The organism is Streptomyces sp. AMJ-169, from assembly GCF_055597585.1.
On record NZ_JBVLTJ010000004.1, the window covers coordinates 582,513 to 598,944 of the forward strand.

16 protein-coding genes and 2 pseudogenes are annotated in these 16,432 nt (G+C 70.7%); 10 read left to right on the forward strand and 8 right to left on the reverse strand.

Annotated elements, in window-relative coordinates; all coding sequences use genetic code 11:
- Positions 1-84: 84 nt before the first annotated feature.
- Positions 85-2,172, forward strand: coding sequence for a sensor histidine kinase (locus tag ACYUD3_RS13175; protein ID WP_470968380.1), 2,088 nt, complete (start codon positions 85-87; stop codon positions 2,170-2,172).
- A 288-nt stretch (positions 2,173-2,460) separates the two neighbouring features.
- Here ACYUD3_RS13175 and ACYUD3_RS13180 read toward each other — a convergent pair whose 3' ends face one another.
- Together ACYUD3_RS13180 and ACYUD3_RS13185 are read right to left on the reverse strand one after the other, a co-directional pair.
- Complete coding sequence (locus ACYUD3_RS13180; protein WP_470968383.1) at positions 2,461-3,567, reverse strand: NAD(P)/FAD-dependent oxidoreductase; 1,107 nt, start codon at positions 3,565-3,567, stop codon at positions 2,461-2,463.
- Positions 3,568-3,726: 159 nt separating this feature from the next.
- On the reverse strand, positions 3,727-4,236 hold the full coding sequence (locus ACYUD3_RS13185; protein ID WP_470968528.1) for a MarR family winged helix-turn-helix transcriptional regulator: 510 nt from the start codon (positions 4,234-4,236) through the stop codon (positions 3,727-3,729).
- A gap of 397 nt (positions 4,237-4,633) precedes the next feature.
- On the opposite strand from ACYUD3_RS13185, the pseudogene ACYUD3_RS13190 reads away from it, so the two are divergent.
- A pseudogene (locus tag ACYUD3_RS13190) lies at positions 4,634-5,137 on the forward strand (DMT family transporter); the annotation flags it as partial.
- A gap of 384 nt (positions 5,138-5,521) precedes the next feature.
- A pseudogene (locus tag ACYUD3_RS13195) lies at positions 5,522-5,941 on the forward strand (DMT family transporter); the annotation flags it as partial.
- 696 nt (positions 5,942-6,637) lie between these two features.
- On the opposite strand, the gene ACYUD3_RS13200 reads toward ACYUD3_RS13195, so the two are convergent.
- Entirely contained in the window at positions 6,638-6,760 is a 123-nt protein-coding gene (locus tag ACYUD3_RS13200; protein WP_470968386.1) for a hypothetical protein, read from the reverse strand.
- A 92-nt stretch (positions 6,761-6,852) separates the two neighbouring features.
- The gene (locus ACYUD3_RS13205; RefSeq protein WP_470968389.1) at positions 6,853-7,788 is read right to left on the reverse strand and encodes an alcohol dehydrogenase catalytic domain-containing protein; all 936 of its coding nucleotides are present in this window, start codon (positions 7,786-7,788) and stop codon (positions 6,853-6,855) included.
- Positions 7,789-7,932: 144 nt separating this feature from the next.
- Between ACYUD3_RS13205 and ACYUD3_RS13210 the strand changes: the two genes are divergently transcribed.
- Complete coding sequence (locus ACYUD3_RS13210) at positions 7,933-8,079, forward strand: hypothetical protein (RefSeq protein WP_470968391.1); 147 nt, start codon at positions 7,933-7,935, stop codon at positions 8,077-8,079.
- Between the two features lie 913 nt (positions 8,080-8,992).
- On the opposite strand, the gene ACYUD3_RS13215 is transcribed toward ACYUD3_RS13210, so the two are convergent.
- The 4 genes from ACYUD3_RS13215 to ACYUD3_RS13230 all read right to left on the reverse strand — a co-directional run bounded on the left by ACYUD3_RS13215 (position 8,993) and on the right by ACYUD3_RS13230 (position 12,030).
- Positions 8,993-9,370 (reverse strand): hypothetical protein, encoded by a 378-nt coding sequence (locus ACYUD3_RS13215; protein ID WP_470968393.1) that lies wholly within the window; start codon positions 9,368-9,370, stop codon positions 8,993-8,995.
- Between the two features lie 276 nt (positions 9,371-9,646).
- Positions 9,647-10,249 carry a DUF6417 family protein gene (locus ACYUD3_RS13220; protein WP_470968396.1) on the reverse strand — a complete coding sequence of 201 codons (603 nt, stop codon included), beginning with the start codon at positions 10,247-10,249 and terminating at the stop codon, positions 9,647-9,649.
- Positions 10,250-10,924: 675 nt separating this feature from the next.
- The gene (locus ACYUD3_RS13225; protein ID WP_470968398.1) at positions 10,925-11,140 is read right to left on the reverse strand and encodes a DUF397 domain-containing protein; all 216 of its coding nucleotides are present in this window, start codon (positions 11,138-11,140) and stop codon (positions 10,925-10,927) included.
- Positions 11,137-12,030, reverse strand: coding sequence for a helix-turn-helix domain-containing protein (locus ACYUD3_RS13230; RefSeq protein WP_470968401.1), 894 nt, complete (start codon positions 12,028-12,030; stop codon positions 11,137-11,139). The genes ACYUD3_RS13225 and ACYUD3_RS13230 overlap by 4 nt, the downstream gene beginning before the upstream one ends.
- Before the next feature lie 455 nt (positions 12,031-12,485).
- Here ACYUD3_RS13230 and ACYUD3_RS13235 point away from each other — a divergent pair, with 455 nt between their 5' ends.
- The 6 genes from ACYUD3_RS13235 to ACYUD3_RS13260 all read left to right on the forward strand — a co-directional run bounded on the left by ACYUD3_RS13235 (position 12,486) and on the right by ACYUD3_RS13260 (position 16,432).
- Positions 12,486-12,953: a hypothetical protein gene (locus tag ACYUD3_RS13235; protein ID WP_470968403.1), complete on the forward strand. Its 468-nt coding sequence runs from the start codon at positions 12,486-12,488 to the stop codon at positions 12,951-12,953.
- A 62-nt stretch (positions 12,954-13,015) separates the two neighbouring features.
- Positions 13,016-13,489 (forward strand): ATP-binding protein, encoded by a 474-nt coding sequence (locus ACYUD3_RS13240; protein WP_470968406.1) that lies wholly within the window; start codon positions 13,016-13,018, stop codon positions 13,487-13,489.
- A 104-nt stretch (positions 13,490-13,593) separates the two neighbouring features.
- Positions 13,594-13,938: an ATP-binding protein gene (locus tag ACYUD3_RS13245; protein WP_470968408.1), complete on the forward strand. Its 345-nt coding sequence runs from the start codon at positions 13,594-13,596 to the stop codon at positions 13,936-13,938.
- 80 nt (positions 13,939-14,018) lie between these two features.
- Positions 14,019-15,443 carry a histidine kinase gene (locus ACYUD3_RS13250; protein ID WP_470968411.1) on the forward strand — a complete coding sequence of 475 codons (1,425 nt, stop codon included), beginning with the start codon at positions 14,019-14,021 and terminating at the stop codon, positions 15,441-15,443.
- Between the two features lie 78 nt (positions 15,444-15,521).
- Positions 15,522-16,013, forward strand: coding sequence for a roadblock/LC7 domain-containing protein (locus ACYUD3_RS13255; protein WP_470968414.1), 492 nt, complete (start codon positions 15,522-15,524; stop codon positions 16,011-16,013).
- Positions 16,010-16,432: a DUF742 domain-containing protein gene (locus ACYUD3_RS13260; protein WP_470968416.1), complete on the forward strand. Its 423-nt coding sequence runs from the start codon at positions 16,010-16,012 to the stop codon at positions 16,430-16,432. Before ACYUD3_RS13255 ends, ACYUD3_RS13260 begins: the two co-directional genes overlap by 4 nt.

Below are 16,432 nucleotides of genomic sequence, written 5' to 3' on the forward strand. Positions count from 1 at the left end.
CGCGGGCGCTGGGCGCGGGGCTCGGCGGGGGTCTGTGACCGGTCCGGGGCCCCTGCCTCATGCGGCCGGGACAGCGGGCGGCTGATGCTGAGAGATCCAGTCGTCGACGGCGAGGAGCCTGCTATGGGCGTGACCGGCGCGAAGTCTGCGGGGACAGGGCGCGAGCTGCTCCCGGCGTACGGGGTGTGCGCGGTCACGGCGTTGTCGGTGCTGGCCTGGGTGGGGCTGGCGTTCACCTATCTCGACCGGGACGCCACGCGGTACGACCAGTTCCACTACTCCGTGCAGGTCCTGCTGCTGGGTCTGGGGCTGACGCTGTCCGGGATGACGTTCCTCGCCCGCCGTTCGGCGCCGGTCTTCGGCTGGTTCTTGCTGGTCACAGGGGCGGCCTCCACGGTCGGGAACACGCTGGTACTCACAGCAACGCTCGGCTCCGCGCCGAGGTTCCCGGTCCAGGCCGGAATGTTCGTGATGACGGCCGTCTTCGCCCTGTTCGCCGTCCTGCTGTACAGCCTCCCCCTGTGGCTGCCCGACGGCCGGCTGCTCAGCCGCCCCGCGCGTGGGTACGTCGTCTTCCTGGCCGTCGTGTGCTCCGTGCGGGCCCTGTACCACTGGTCGGTGGAGGTCAAGGCGTGGCTGACCGTGCCGAACCCGATGACCCAGGGCGGCTGGGGGGAGTTCTGGCGGGGTACGCGGCCGGTGATGGGATGGGTCGACACCTGGGGCGTGGACGGGCTGCTGTACCTGGCGGTGCTGTTCCTCGCCGTACGGATGATCAGCTCGGCCGATTTCCGGCGGGCCACCTATTGGTTCACCGTGCCGTACATCGCCTGGTGCACGGTCATCACGCTCGCCGACCACGCCTCGCCGCCGGACTCCGTGAAGATCCCGCTGCTGTACGCGGCGTCCCTGGTGTGGCCGCTGTCGCTGGGCTACCTCCACGCGCGCACGCGCACGTGGGTGCTCGACCGGGCCGCGCGCCGGGTGCTGGTGAGCCTGTTGCTGACGATCCTCCTGGTCGCCGCGCTCACGCTCGCCGCGGGCCTGCTGCTGGCCCTGGCGCCGCACGACACGAAGGCGGCCCGGCTGCTGCCGGCCGTGGCCCTGGGACTGACCGTGGGCGCCCTTCTGCGGCCCGCCGCGCGCTGGACGTCCCGGATGGTCGACCACTACTTCTACGGCGACCGGGCGCACCCCTACCAGGTCGTGCGGGGCCTGGCCGGACGGCTCGCCGCCGCGCCCGAACCGGGGGACGCGCCCGAGCTGCTCGGCGACACCGTCGTACGCGTCCTGGGGCTGTCGGCGGTCTCCGTCGCCGTGCGGACGAAGGCGGGGCTGCGGGAGCTGGTGCGCAGCGGGGAGCCGGGGGTGGGGGCGGAGGACTTCCCGATCGTGTACCGGGGGGAGGAGATCGGGCGGCTGCGGGTGCCCCCGCGCGCGGGGGAGCTGGCGCTCGACCCGCAGGACCGGGAGGCGGTGCAGGTGCTCGCCGCGCAGGCCGCACCGGCGCTCGCCTCGCAGCGGCTGTACCAGGATCTGCGCAGCAGCCGCGAACAGCTCATCCACGCGCGCGAGGAGGAGCGCCGCCGGCTGCGGCACGAGCTGCACGACGGGCTCGGGCCCGCGCTGTCGGGGCTGCGGCTCCAGGTCGACGCCGTACGGCGGGGCGCCGGGGCGCAGGTGGCCGAGCCGCTGTCCGGGGTCTCCGACGGCATCGGGTACGCCATCAAGGAGCTGCGGCACATCACCGACGGGCTGGCGCCGGCCGCGCTGGACGGGGCCGATCTCACGCGCGCGCTGCGGCAGTTGGCGGAGCATCTGAGCAGCCGGAGTCTGCGGATCGGGGTGGCCGTGGACCCCGATCCGCTGCCGCCGCTGCCGGCCGCGCTCCAGGTCGCGGTGTACCGGATCGCCTCGGAGGCGCTCAACAACGTGGTGCGGCACTCGCACGCGGACTGGGCGCAGGCCCTGGTGTCCGCGTCCAAGGGGCGCGTCAGTCTGCGGATCTCGGACAACGGGGACGGGTTTCCCGCCCACGAGCACTGTGTGGGGGTGGGGCTGCGGTCCATGGCACAGCGGTCGGAGGAGCTGGGCGGCGAGTTCACGCTGACCAGCAGCACGGACGGGACGGTCGTCGACGCCGCGTTCCCCGCCGCACCCGGGACCGGGTGAGGACCGTCGCCCCATGCGGCCGGGAACACGGGCGTCACAGACTCGCTGGTGACGGACGAGTCCCGCGTGAGAGCGGTGGCGAAAGGAGACCACGATGGCTGACAAGCCGTCTGAGAACCAGGAACGGCACATCAGGTTCACGACGCGCGTTCTCAAGCTCGCGGCTGCCTTGCGTGTCCCTGGCGCCAAGGGAGCGCTGGACCGGCGTTGCAACCCGTTCTGTAGCTGATGACTGCCTGCGCCTGCTGACTGCCCCCGCGAACTGTCGCGGGGGCAGTCCCTTGTGGTTCACGCCGCCGTGTAGCCCAGTTGTCTGCGCATGTAGGGCGTCATCAGGGTCTTCGCCTTGGCGACCGTCGTCGTACGGCTGCCGAGGACCGCGCTCTCGCCACCGGGGACGGGGACGAGGGTGAGGCCGTCGGAGCCGCCGAAGGGGACGATCAGGGGGGAGCGGTGCAGGGGGCGGTAGAAGCGGGGTTCCTTGCGGTGGCGGCCCGAGGCGGTGAGGTGGGAGCGGATGTTCTGGGCCGCGAGATCGGCCTGGGCGACGGCGGCCGGGGCGACCTTCATGTCGTTGATGTCGTTGACGTCGCCCACCGCGAAGACGTCGCGCAGTCCGTCCACGCGCAGCGCCCGGTCGACCTTGACGTGTCCCGCCGGGTCGAGCCAGTCCCCGTGGCCGCCGAGCCGCAGCCACAGGGTGTTCGGGGTGATACCGGTCGCCCAGAAGGACAGGTCGGCCTCGATGATGCCGCCCTGGGCGTCGCGGTAGGTGCCGAAGTCGTTGCCCGGGGACATGAAGGAACCAAGGCGTACGTCGACCCCGTGGGCCTCCAGCCAGGACAGGGCCTTGCGGCCGGCCCAGGCGCTGCCGGTGGAGTGGAGCAGGGCCGCGCCGGAGTGCGCGAGGGTGACCTTGGCATCGGGGCGGGCCAGGCAGATCTCGGCGGCGAGCTCGACACCGGAGGGGCCCCCGCCGACGACCAGGGTGTGCGTGGCGGCGGCGATCTTCCGCTGGTGCCCGGCGAAGGTCTTGGCCGCCTCCTCGACGGTGGTCCCGGTGAACCGCGCGGGCTCCGGGTAGTCCGCTCCGGTGGCGATGACCAGCGCGTCGTACGGGATGCGCTCGCCGGTGGCCAGCATGACCTGGCGGGCGTCCGGGTCCACGCGCAGGGCCTTGCCGAGGATGACGCGGCCGTTGGTGAGGAGGCGGTCGTAGGGGATGAACGGCGTGTTCGTCCAGTCCGGGTGGACTCCCGCGCGCAGGGAGGCGATGCGGTGGAAGAAGACCTCCTTGCGGTCCACCAGCGTGACCCGGCAGGTCGCGTCCAGCCGCTTCGCCAGCCTGACTCCGGCGTAGCCGCCGCCGATCACCACTACGTCGCCGTCGTGCACGGCCGCTCTCCTGTTGCCTGTGGGGGGGGTACCGCCCGAGGGCCAGGAACGCGCGGGTTTCGTGGGCGCCTTCGGCCACTCGGTGCGGTGAGCGTATCCCTTGATTTTTAAAGAGACGGTGAGGGCGGTCGGGGCATCCTGTGAAACCCCGCGCGCACATCACCCCATGTCGGGTTTTCCCATCCCCACCTGCGGTTTTACGTACCCTTCGAGACGCCCGAGCCAGTTCGTCAGGAGTTGTTCCATCAGGGCCGCCTCGGCGGGGGTCATCAGGTCGAGGAGCCGGCGTTCGTTGCCCATGTGGTCCGCGAACGCCTGGTCGATCAGGTCCTTCCCCGCAGGGGTGAGGGCGACGATCCTGCCGCGCTGGTCGCCTGCGGCGCGGCGGCGGGCGACGAGGCCCGCGCGCTCCAGGCGGTCGACGCGTTTCGTCATCGCGCCGGTGGTGACCATGGTGTGGGCGGCGAGTTCGCCGGGGGCCCGTTCGTAGGGTTCGCCTGCTCGGCGCAGGGCGCACAGGACGTCGAACTCGCCTTCTCCCAGGCCGTATCGGCCGTAGACGAGGGTGAGTTCTTCAGTGAGGCGGCCGGCCAGGCGGTGGAGGCGGCCGATGACGCCTTGGGGGGTGATGTCCAGGTCGGGGCGTTCTCGGCGCCAGTCGGCTTGGATGCGGGCTACTCGGTCTGGGGGGTGGGGGTTGGGGTGGGGGTGGGGTTGTGCGCCGGGTCGGGGTTCGGGGGCGAATCGGGGTTCGGGGCTGGGCTGGGATTCGAGACCGGGACTGGGGCGGGGTTCGGGGCTGGGACGGGAATCGGGACCGGGCCGGGGGCCAGGGCTGGGACCGGGGCTAGGACCGGGGCTGGGACGGGTTTCGGGGCGGGGCCGGGATTCGGAACCGGGTCGGGGGCTGGGACCGGGTCGGGGGCCGGGTCGGGGTTCGAGGCCGGGTGTGCCCGGCGGGCGGCCGGCGTCGCGGAGTTCCCGTTCCGGCTGTTTCCACTCGTCCGAGTGCATGTCCTCGCTCACGCCTTCCAGCTTAGCTTCCCGGGAAGCTACATTGTCTTCCATGGAAGCTAATCTGCGCTGGATTGCCCTCACCGCGGTCGCGCCGGTGGCGTGGGGGGCCAACTACTTCGTGACGCACGAGTACCTGCCGCCAGACAGCCCGCTGTACGGGGCGGCGCTGCGGGCCCTGCCCGCGGGCCTGGTCCTGCTGGCGCTGAGCCGGAAGCTGCCGCGCGGGGTGTGGTGGGGGCGCTCGGCGGTACTGGGACTGCTCAACGTGAGCGTGTTCTTCGTCCTCGTCTACGCCGCCTCGCAGTCGCTGCCGACGAGTGTGGCGTCGACGGTGATGGCGGTCTCGCCGCTGACGATGATGCTGATCGCGTGGGCCCTGATCGCCGAACGCCCCCGGCGCACCCACCTCGCCGGAGCCGGGGTGGGGCTGGCCGGGGTGTGCCTGATGCTGTTCTCGGGGGCGGACGGGGTGAGCGTTCCGGGGGTGCTGGCGTCGGTGGCGGCGATGTTGGTGTCGTCGTTCGGGCACATACTCACGAAGCGGTGGGGGTCGGCTGAGGGGAGGCGGGGCGGGGGCGCGAGGGGCGGGGCGGCGCGGGGGGCTGGTGAGCGGGGTGGTGGTCAGGGAGGCGGGGCAGCGCGGGGGGCTGGTGAGCGAGGCTGTGGCCAGGGAGATGGCTCGGCACAGAGTGCTGGTGAGCGAGACGGCGGTCAGAGAGGCAGCGCAGCTCAGAGTGCCGGTGAACGGGGTGGTGGCCAGGGAGACAGCTCCGCACAGAGCGCCGGTGAGCGAGACGGCAGCCAGAGCGGCAGCGCAGCTCAGAGTGCCGGTGAACGGGGCGACGGGCGGAGAGGCGATTCAGCACAGAGCGCCGGTAAGCGAGCCAACTCAGCGCGAAGTGCTGGTAAGCGAGACGGCGTGCAGCAGGGTGCCGTCGACGTCCTCTCCTCCACCGCCTGGCAGCTCACCGCCGGCGGCCTCTTCCTCCTCCCCGTCGCCGCGCTCACCGAGGGCACCCCACCCACCCTCTCCCCCTCGGCTCTGCTCGCCTTCGCCTACGTCTCCCTCATCGCCACGGCCCTCGCCTTCGTCGCCTGGTTCGCGGGCCTGCGACACCTCCCGGCGGGAACCGTCGGCCTGGTCGGACTGCTCAATCCGGTAACTGGGGTCCTGCTGGGCACGGCGGTCGCGGGCGAGGTACTGACCTGGCGCCAACTGGCGGGGCTGGCGCTGGTGTTGACGGGGGTGCTGCTCGGTCGGCCCCGGCGGACGAAAAAAGCGGGGCGAGTGGCGGAGGAGGGGAGGAGGGGTGCGGCCGAGGCCGTGGTCCCTATAAGCCCCGGAAAGGTGGGGTGAGCGGAGAGGTTCGTATCCGTCACGCAGGGCAGAGGAGGCAGGGTTCGGTCGAGACCGGCCGGGCGGGGACGCAAGGCCGTACAGCTGAGAGGGACCAAGCTCCTGAGAAGCACACCTCACCACTCACATCCCCTATTGATCGAGACTCCGCTCCAACCAGTCCAAGTCCTGCCGCAGCAACGCCAACACCCCACGCTGTCCCGCATCTTGAGCAGTACAAGCCTCGGGGCGCAGGAGCATCATGACGGGGAGGTCGGCGACCTGGTCGGGGGTCTCGTTGGGGGTGAAGGAGTGGTCGCCGAGGTGCCACCAGGCGACGCCGTTACACGCGCCGCCGACAGCGAGCCCGGTCGCCCGCGCGTCGACGGGCCGGAACTACCCCTCCAGTACCCCTTCTTGGATGACCCGCATCAGCGCCGCGAGGGCGACACGCCGGAAGTTGCGGTGGGCGGCAGCTTCGAGGAAGCCAGCGCAGGAGCACAACAGCACTTGGAAGGCCAGCAGCTACCCAGCACGGACATACGTGACGAGGTGAGCGATCCGCCGCAGCCGCTCGGCGGGATCGCCGGAGTCATCGGCAGCGAGCACCTCGATCTCCGCCGCCGACCCCCACGTCATCTACACGCCAAGCCAGTCGAGCAGATCCTCTCTGTTCTTGACATAGCAGTAGAGCGCCGAACGCGTGACGCCCACGGCCTAGGCAACGCCCCCGAGACTGACACCGGCGAAGCCGCGCTCCACGAACAGCGTGGTCACCTGCTCGAAGATCTCACTCACCACCAACTCCCGCCGCACGGTGGGCCATTCACCTCCGCCCACGCACCCCGCACCTTTCCCGCCCCGCCACCCCCCGTCAAGCGTTCCGTCATGACGACGCTCCTAGGCCAGCACCCGACACGGCGGAGGTGCGCCTAACAGACAGGCACGACAGGCGATTCCGAGACACCACCCTCCTCCCAACCAGACCCCACAGGAAGAACCGCGCACCCCTCACCACCCCGCTCCGACGGCAGCACCGCACAAACATCGCCGACAGACCCCAAGCCGGAACTCTCACGGACCGGCCGGACACCAACCACCGCACCCCCACCCCCCAGCCCAGCGGCAGCAAGAACATCCCCATCAGGCAGCCCGGTGATACTGACGGCCCGCCCACCCGCGCGAACAGCGGCCAACGGTACGTCGTCCGAGCCGCCATCACCCAGATCAAGCAGCGCATCAACACCACCCGGACACCGCGCCCGCACCTGCGCGACAACCGCCCCCGCCGCCCGGTCGACGACACTCCCCGCCCCCAACGCCCGCAGCCGAACGGCATGTTCGGGACCCCCGACAGCGATAACAACCGCACCCCGCACCGCAAGAAGCCGTACGGCACACCGCCCGATCCCGCCCTCCGCCCCATTGACCAGCACACTCTCCCCACGCACCGTACCGATCAGGTCGACGGCGGCGAACGCAGCGGCGGAGGCGAGCGGCAAGGCCGCCGCCGCAACGAGATCGAGCCCCTTCGGCAACGGCACGACACTCTCAGCAGGCAACGACACACACCACCCAGCGCCCCCGCCAGACCTGAGCGGCACGATCAACGGAACCCACCCGACAACCTCCTGTCCAGGCACGACATGCCCGACCCCGGCACCAACAGCCACAACGATCCCGCCGGCATCCCGGCCGAGGAGCGGCACGTACTCGTGGGAAGAACGAGCAGCGAGGATTCCGGCAGCGATCACATCCCCGAGGGGACTGAGACCAACCGCCCTGACCCGGACCAGAACTTGGCCGACGGCAGGCGTAGGGACAGGCGGCCCGCCAGGAGAAGAGGCGGGAACGTGCGATGCGCGCATGGCGGTTACTCCTGTGGGGGAAGGACGCAACACATACACACCCGGAATACCAGACGCCGATCGAACGCGGATCAAGCAGCGATCAGCGCCCACTGACGGCCGCCCCCAGCACCGTAGATCACGGACCGCCCGGCCAAAGCCACCGTGGACCAGCCGCCCCGCAGACTTCACGGCCCGCCCCACGACGAGGCCAGTGTCGACGCTGTACGGCTGCGCGGCGGTGACGACGCTGACGATCGGATCGCGTTCCACCGTGAGGCAGTTGAGGTCGCCGAGACGCAGCAGCACTAGGGCCTGTCCGGCGGATCAGGCTGGAGGAAATAGACGGATCTGCCCAGCTCACGTGAGCGGGGTCTGGTGCGTGCAGCTGCAAGGCGGAGGAGGGCGTCGACGCGGAGCGTCGGCAACCGACGACAACGCCGCAGATGCGCGTGCCAGGGCCCGCGACCCCAGCAAGATCCGCCGGACAGGCCCTAGGCCGGCCTGCTTCCCGGGGGCGCATCGAACCGGTACGGCCGCCGAGGCCGAGTGCGGCGACGCCGTCGAGGATCATCACGCGCAGGACGCCAGCGAGCAGGTCGCCGACAATCTGGCCGACGAACAGCACCGCCCTCATCAGGGAGAACATGCCACCCGGCACAGAGGTGACGGCATCAGCGCCAAGGCCAGTACGGAATCGTACGAACACATCCGCTGACCCAACCTGATCGACGTGGGCGCACAACCCCCGGAGTTCAAGGACAGGAGCGGCCCGGCATACACCGACCCCCTGAACCACCAAGCCGCACCCGGCAAGGCCTCCGACCCGCATCCCTGCGAAAGTCGGGACGACAGGATTTGAACCTGCGACCCCTTGACCCCCAGTAGTGTGCGTCGGTGGAATTTTCCTGACATAACTCACTTAATTAGGGTGCATAAAGTGCATGAAAACTGCTGCCGTTCACTACCGGGCAGGCCGTGTGGTCCCCAAACGGTCCCCAAGATCTTGATCATCTGACACCTCGACAGATTCAATGCCCGCCAACTCTGAATGACGTGCCCGAGAGGAGGCGCCCTCAATTCTTGTCCGCAGAACAGGAACGGACCTTCTGTGAGCACCGCCCCGGGCCCGTCCCGCACCGACACCCCGTCCGGCGCCAGGGAGGCGATCCGCCCGGTGGCCTCACCCAGCACCCGTCCGAGCACCCGGCGTGCGCCCTCCACGTCAACCGCCATGCGCCCACTCCGTCAGCTGCGTGAGCATCGCCTTCGTCAACGCGTACGGCTCCGCGTCGAGATCGAGACGCGCGAGCGCGGCGCGCTCCAGTGTTTCCGGGTCGATCGCGGCCAGGAAGACGGCCGCAGCGGAGCAGGGGTCGCGGATGTCGACGACTTTGACCCTGGTGAGTCCCACCCATCGGGCGTCGTTGCGGTCCGCCACGTGCAGCAGGACCTCGGGGTGTTCTCCGGCGAAGTGGCTGACGGAGCAGGCGCGTACGACGCTCGGTTCGATCCGGGTGCCGTCGATCGTGATGCCGGCTCGGATGCCGTGTGCGGTGATCTCCACTCGGCGGGTGGAGTCCGGTTCCTTCTGGTGATCCATTCGGCCGGCGTTAGGAGGGGTGTCGGGCGTACCCAGCCTCGCGCTTTCATGAGGGTCGGTCAGCTTGTTGAGGGACCCTTTGTTGTTGGACGGGCTGTGTCGGTGTCCTTGTGCACCGGCGCCGGAGCCCGTTTCCGGACGGCAAGGTCGGGCAGTGAGCGGGACGGCGCCGCGCACCGCCGGACCACGTACCCCCGCTCTCCCCGCATCCGGCAGAGCAGCACGAACTACCCTTCCCCGACTCGACGTTGCTGCCGTTGACGAGACCTCGCGGCGTCAGCAGCCCACCAGGACGAGACACTGCTTCGACTCGTCCACCTTGTAGATCACTCCGTGTTCGCGGGCGAACCGGGATGCCTCCCCATGGGACCCGTTGACCGAGCGGAGATAGAACGCGTAGGCCAAAGACGCCAGTTGGGGCTTTGACACAATCAGCTCCCAGCGGTTGGCACGCTGATCGAAGCGAGCCGTGCGGACGCGCTCGGCCATGCCCTCCGCGGGCCGGACACATACCTGGTCGGCGATGCTCAGGTAGGTGCGGACCGCGGCCATCTGCGACGGGCGCAGCGTGACCTTCCGCTCCCCCTTCACAGGCTCCGCCGGCGGCACGGCCGGAGTGAAGCTGGCGGCCTCGTAAGCGAGGGCGTCGTGCCCTTGCGGCGTCAGCCTCGCGGCCCAGAGCGCGGCCTCGTCACCGGCGGCCAGCGCCTCGAGGGCCTTCCAGTCCGCCATCTCGGCCAGCCCCCGGGCGGCAACACCGTTCACCAACCGCCTTGGCACCATGGGCACATCCCGCGCACATGCCCACCCGCTCTCCACCGCAGCTCCGGCTTCCTTTAGCAGCTTCAGTGCCTGGAGGACCAGTTGTTTGCTGCTCATACCTCACCTGATCGTGTGGGACCTGCCGAGTACGAACGAAGATAGGGGAACGCGGGCGGGCCGGTGGGGAAACCAGCGGCAGAGTCACCCGGCTGTGCGCCGAATTGACGCGCCGGTCCGGCGAGACGAGACGGCCTCCAGGTGTGCCGACCGCCCGAACAGCCCGCCGACGACCGGCGTCCTGCTGACCTGGGATTCACCCGCGTCGAGCAGCTGCACTCGGCGCCCCAGGCTGTTGCCGAGCGGTTCGCCGTCCTGTTTCCCAGCCAAGTCGCCCCCGAGACCGATGGGTTGCTCATCTTCGCCCGCCGGGGTCTCCTCGCCCTGCCCGACGGCTCGCTGCAAGAAAGCCGATGCCAGGGCCAGTTGATGACGTACTCCGGCATCGTCGGGCCGCCCGGCCTCAACAGCAGCGAGACCCGCACCGCCGCACAGACCGGGCAACTGGTCGGCGGCAGGGGCGATTCCACCAACACCACGGCGCCCCCGCAGACTCATGCCCGCACCGCCACGCCCCTCCCCAGGCCGAGGCCGCCGCCCGCACCGCCCATACCCGACGGGGCCAATTGGTCCCAGCGCGATCGCCATGCTCCCCAGAGGCCAACTAACCGAGCCGGCGAAGGCGGCGGCCCCCTGCTCAAGTCGAACAGGGGGCCGCCGGCATACCTGGCCGGGTCAGGCAGTCAGGTCACGGACGAACGCTTCGAACGCCACGCCCTCCACGAAGACCGCCGGACCGCCCTCGACCTTCGAGTCGCGCATGCCGACCCGTCCGCCCAGGTCGGCGATCTCCACACAGTTGCCGCCACCTTGGTCCGAGTACGTCGACTTGCGCCACACCTCCTCCGGCACCACGGCGGTGAAGCGGAGGGGCTTGCTGATGCGATTCATTTCCACAGTTCCTCTTCGAGGGCCTTGAGTATGCGCGGCGTCTCGGATGGCCCGGGAGCCGCCATGACCATGGCGTCAAATTGCCTGGTGAACCCACCGACATCGTCAGGTTTCGACCACATGGTGGTGGACCGGTAGCCATCGGACTGGACCACGGGAGTCAGCCCCTCGAAGTCCAGCACCGTGAAGTTGAAGCCGGCGCGGTACGTCGGCTGAGCCGCGGGGATGATCTGGACGTCCACCGTGTCCAGGCTGCCGAGGCGGATGATCTCCGCGTACTGCTCCCGCATCACCTCGGGTGATCCGACGCAGGTACGCAGGGCACCCTCCAGCAGGATGATGTGAACTTTCCGGTCCTGGACGAGGAGCGCCTTGCGCTCCTCTCGCGCCTGGAGGCTCCGGTCGACCGTCTGGGTCGTTCGCTCCTCCACGATCTTCGCGGAGCTCATCAGAGCGCTGGCGTACGCGGGGGTTTGGAGAAGGCCGTGGATCACGTTGTTCTCGTAGCCCCGGATACGGATGGAGTCCTGCTCCAGGGCCAGGTAGCGCAGCAGACCGGAGGGCAGGAAGGGACGGTAGGACGTGATCGGCTCGGTCTTCAGCGAGTCGAGGTGGATCCGCTTGAGGTCGTCCCTGCCGTCCGGGTCCGTGACCTCGTACTCGTCGAGCAGTTTCTCCAGATCGGACAGCTTCGGAAGCGGGATGTCTCCCGCTTCGACCCGGCTGAGCCGTGCGCGAGAGAAGCGGGCCCGCGCCGCGACGGCTTCGGCGGTCCACTTCCCCCCGTCTTCTCCCGCTGCTTCCGCCTCGCTCTTCCGCTTCTCGCGCAGGGCGCGCAGTTCCATGCCGAGCATGACGCGCATGAAGGTCGGGCCACGTCGTACGGCCACTCGCTCCATCCTCTCTCTCGTCACGCCGTCCATCAGACGGGAGCACCAGTCTGACGACAGCGACCCTCTGTCCGCCAACCGAGGGCGCCAGTTCCGCAACTCGTGCTCCCAGTCTGGAGTTTCGCACGCCCCATCAGGCATGTAACACCACCAGTCGGTTAGCGGGCAATTGCCAATTACCGCTCCTTCGCGGATTCCCTTGAATGTTAATTGGGGTGTGCGTCAGGCTGACTGTGCGCGAAGCGATCAAAGCCTCAAGTGCCCGGCTGCGGAGTGGACTTGCCGCGTCTCGCCTCGCTCCTACGACAAAGCCCGAGAAGAAGGTGCCCTCCATGTACGGCTACAGGACACCGCACTTGCTGATGCCGGGAGCTCTCGACACCGCGCCTTCTCACCGCGGTTCGCAGCTTCCTGCGCCGCCCACCCAGTACCCCTGTCATGCCAGGAGCGCCTTCATGCCTTCAACTGCCGTCGAGTCGGCCCGTATTGCGGGAATGGAGAGCCGCCCGAACCCGTACGCGCATACGGTGACCGCCCCCGGTGAGCTTCAGAAGCGGGTGGTCGCCGCCATCGTGGCGGCCGGCCGGGTGCCCCGGGTGTGTCTGTACACGCTGGCCGTGGGCGGGCAGTTGCCGGAGCGGTCGCTGGAGGTGGAGCGGTCGTTCGTGCTGGGTCAGGGATGGCGGGTCGGGCGGCCTTTCACCGACTCCTATTTCTGGAGTACGTGTGCGGCGCGGCCGGGCTGGGGGCTGGTGCGGGACGAGATCCGGTCCGGGCGTGCCGACAGTGTCGCCGTGCTGACGCCCTCTGCCATCAGCTCCAACAGTGCTGAGTTCGCCGAGCAGTTGACGTGGCTGGAGCAGCATTGCGCGTTCGTCGCCGTGGCGGCGATGGAGACCGGGTGTGCGGCGGGGCGGCGGTGAACGTGCCGTACTGGCTGCCCTCCCCCATGCCCCGTCCGGACGGGCGCGCGTCGTCTTCGGAGGTGACCGACGTGGTCGGCTTCATCGAGACGGTCCCGCAGATGTTCAGCCTCTCGATGTCGACGGTGGACTGCTCGGTCGTCGGGCAGGCGCGGCGGAGTGTGGCGGGGTGGCTGGGCCGTACGTGTCCGGGGATGCCGCGGGAGCGGGTGGAGGATCTGGTGCTGGTGGTGTCGGAGCTGTGCACCAACGCGTTCCTGCACACCACGGCTTCGGTGATCGGGCTGGAGGGCCGGGTGCACTGGGGGTGGGTGCGGCTTGAGGTCCGTGACGGTGAGCCGTCCGCCGTCCCCGAGCCGCCTCCCCCGCCCGGGGACGACGGTCCGTTGTCCGAGCGGGGCCGTGGTCTGCCCCTGGTGGGGCGCGTCGTCCAGGAGCTGGGCGGGCGGTGGGGTTTTCGTGGGGACGGTACGGCCGTCTGGTGCGAGGCGCCGCTGCTGCCGGGCCGTCCGGTAGACGACGGGGGAGGTGCGTGATGCCCTCGTACGACAAGCCGCCGACCGCTGAAGTGCCGTGTTCCCGGCCGCAGTTGGTGCGGCCCTGGCGCTCGAGGAGTACGTGGCCGCGCGGCGCGGACTGCGTGAGCGGGGTTCTCAGTGCGGGCTGGCTCGGGGATGTGCTGGTCGGGGTGCGGGTGGCGGCGGAGCTGATGTCGAACGCCGTGCGGCACGGCGGGGGCGAGCGGGCCGCGCTGGACCTGTTCGTTGCCGCGGACGAGGCGCTGGTCGTCTCGGTGTCGGACTGCGGCCCGGGCCTGCCCCGTTCCGGCGGGATGCCGTTCGTGCCGGGGTCGGGGTTCGCCCGGGTCCTGGCTTTGGGCGGGGAGATCGGCTGCCGCCGCCGGGCGGGCGGCAAGTCGGTCGTGGTCCGGGTGCCGGTCCCCGGTCTCAGCCGCCGCCGTGTACTGCCCGCAGCTTCCACCTGACTTTCGAGGACGTTGATCTCATGTCTGTTTCTGTCCGTTCCGCTGTTCACCGCCGTGGCGGGTGCCGTCACGGCGGGCCTGTGCCGGATGCCGCGCTGGTCGCTTCGTTCCGGCTGGCTGCGGGTGTTCCGCTGCTGATGGTGCTGGTCACGGTGGGGGTGGCCGAGGTGTGCCTGTGGACGGGGACGATGGTGCGGGCCCGGGGTGTCGTGCTCGCGGTGGCGTGCGCGCTGATCGTCTCGGCCAGTTGGAGCCTGTTCCTCGCCCGTCGTCTGGCCCGCTCGGTGGAGGAGATACGCCGGGACGCCGAGGTCGTGGAGGGGGCCCGGATCACGGCGGCGGTGGAGGCGGTCACGAAGGCGGTGGTCTGGTCGGCGGAGCAGTTGTGCCGGGGGGAACGTCCGCCGGTGCCGCTGGAGGCGCGGGTGGCGGGTGAGGGTCTGGGGGTCGCGGCGGAGCGGGAGCTGGCCGGGTTGCAGACGGCGGCGGTGCGGGAGCTGGTCCGGGTGTTCGACGGGTCGCAGGACACGGTGCGGATGACACTGCTGCGGCGGACGCAGCTGCGTCATCACGCGCTGATCACGCGGATGCTGGAGACGCTGGGCGAGCTGGAGCGTGTGACCGACGACCCGGCGCTGCTGGAGCAGATCTTCCGGCTCGACCACCAGACGACGACGGCGCGGCGGCGGGCGGAGAGCGTCACGATCCTGAGCGGGGGCTCGCCGCGCCGTACGCGGGGGCCGGTGCGGCTGCGGGCGGTGATGCGCGGGGCGATCGCGGAGATCGAGGACTACGCGCGGGTGCGGGTGGTGCTCTCGCCGGTGGACGCCGAGGTCGCGGTGTCGGGCGCCGCGGGGCCGGAGCTGTCGCATCTGCTGGCCGAACTGCTGGAGAACTCCACGGTGTTCAGCGCCCCGGGCGCGCCGGTGTCGGTGCGGGCGCAGCGGGTGCCGGCCGGGGTGGAGATCCTGGTGGAGGACCGGGCGATGCGGATGCCGCCGCGGCTGCGGCTGGAGCTGAACCGGCTGTTGCAGTCGCCGCAGCACAGTGATGTCGCCGCCCGCGTGAACGACGGCAAGGTGGGGCTGATCACCGCGGCGACGATCGCCCAGCGGCACGGTTTCCTCGTCGAGCTGGGGGAGAACGCGGCCGGGGGGACCACGGCGGGGGTGATCGTGCCCGACCGTCTCCTCCAGCCGGTGCCCCGGCCCCAGCCCGCCACCGCGCCCGCCGTCCGCGTCGCCGAAGCGGTGGCGCCTGTTGCTCCGGTCCGGCCCCGGACACCAGCCGTCCCCTCGCCCGCGCCCGCCGGTGGCGTGGCCCGGGCGGACGGGGTACCGGCGCTTCCCCGCCGGAAGGCTCCGCCGGTCGTGCCGTCTGCCGCGCCGCAGCGCACCGCGCCCGCCGGGAGGGCCACCCCCGGCGCGTTCGCGGCGTTCCGCTCCGGCCAGCAGCGGGCCGCCCGCCCCGGCCCTGCGCATCCCCCACCCCCCGGCCGTCCCTGACCTTCCCGACCTTTCCCTTCACCGGTCCGCCGCCCCAGGCCGGACCGGGCCACTTCATCGGATACGGAGTGTTCCGCCATGCCTTCCTCTGACATGTCCTCAACCGCCGCGCCGGCCACCCCGCTGGAGCACCTGGCGTGGCTTCTGAAGACGTTCGCCGACAGCACGCCGGGCGTCGCCTGTGCCCTGCTGGTGTCGCGGGACGGGCTGCTGCTGCTGGACAGCGGGACGGACCGTAACTGGGCGGACCGGCAGGCGGCGGCGATGTCGGGGATCGCCTCGCTCGCCGCAGGCGTCCAGGACCCGGAGGGGAGGAAGGCCGGGCACCCGCGGCAGATCCTCCTGGAGTACGACGGCATGAGCGTCTTCATGCAGAGCGCGGGCGAGAGCCCCCTCTTCCCCCAGTTCGCCGGCGGTGAGGCGGGCACGCACAGCACCGTGCTGTGTGTGCTGGCCGGCACCGACGCGGACTACGCCACCGTCGGCTACGGGATGAGCGAACTGGCCGGGAAGTTCGCCCCCTACCTCGCCACCCCCGGCCGGGAACTGACAGGAGCTGACGGCCGGTGAACACTCCCCGCTCCGGCGCCGGCACGTGGGCGGAGGAGGCCGAGTTCGTGCGCTCCTTCGTCATCACCGGGGGAAAGGCCCTGCCGCAGCACCGGCTGAGCCTGGAGACGGTCCTCACGGCCGGCCCCGGCTCCCCGGCCGCAGGCGCGCAGGAGGAGTACGGGCGGGCCGTGGCCCTGTGCCGGGCGCGTCACCGCTCGCTCGCCGAACTCGCCGGCCTGCTGGGGCGCCCGGTCAGCGTGGTCCGGGTGATCGTCTCCGACCTCGTGGACGACCGGGCCCTGGTCCTGCCCCTGCCCGGCGCGCCCTACGACAGTTCCGGGGCCGGTGTCACCCAGCTGCTGGAAGCGGCCCTGGTGGGTCTGCGCAGCCGGTGGCCCGACGCCGTGTCCGCCGTCCCCGAGCGCAGGGCGGGGTGA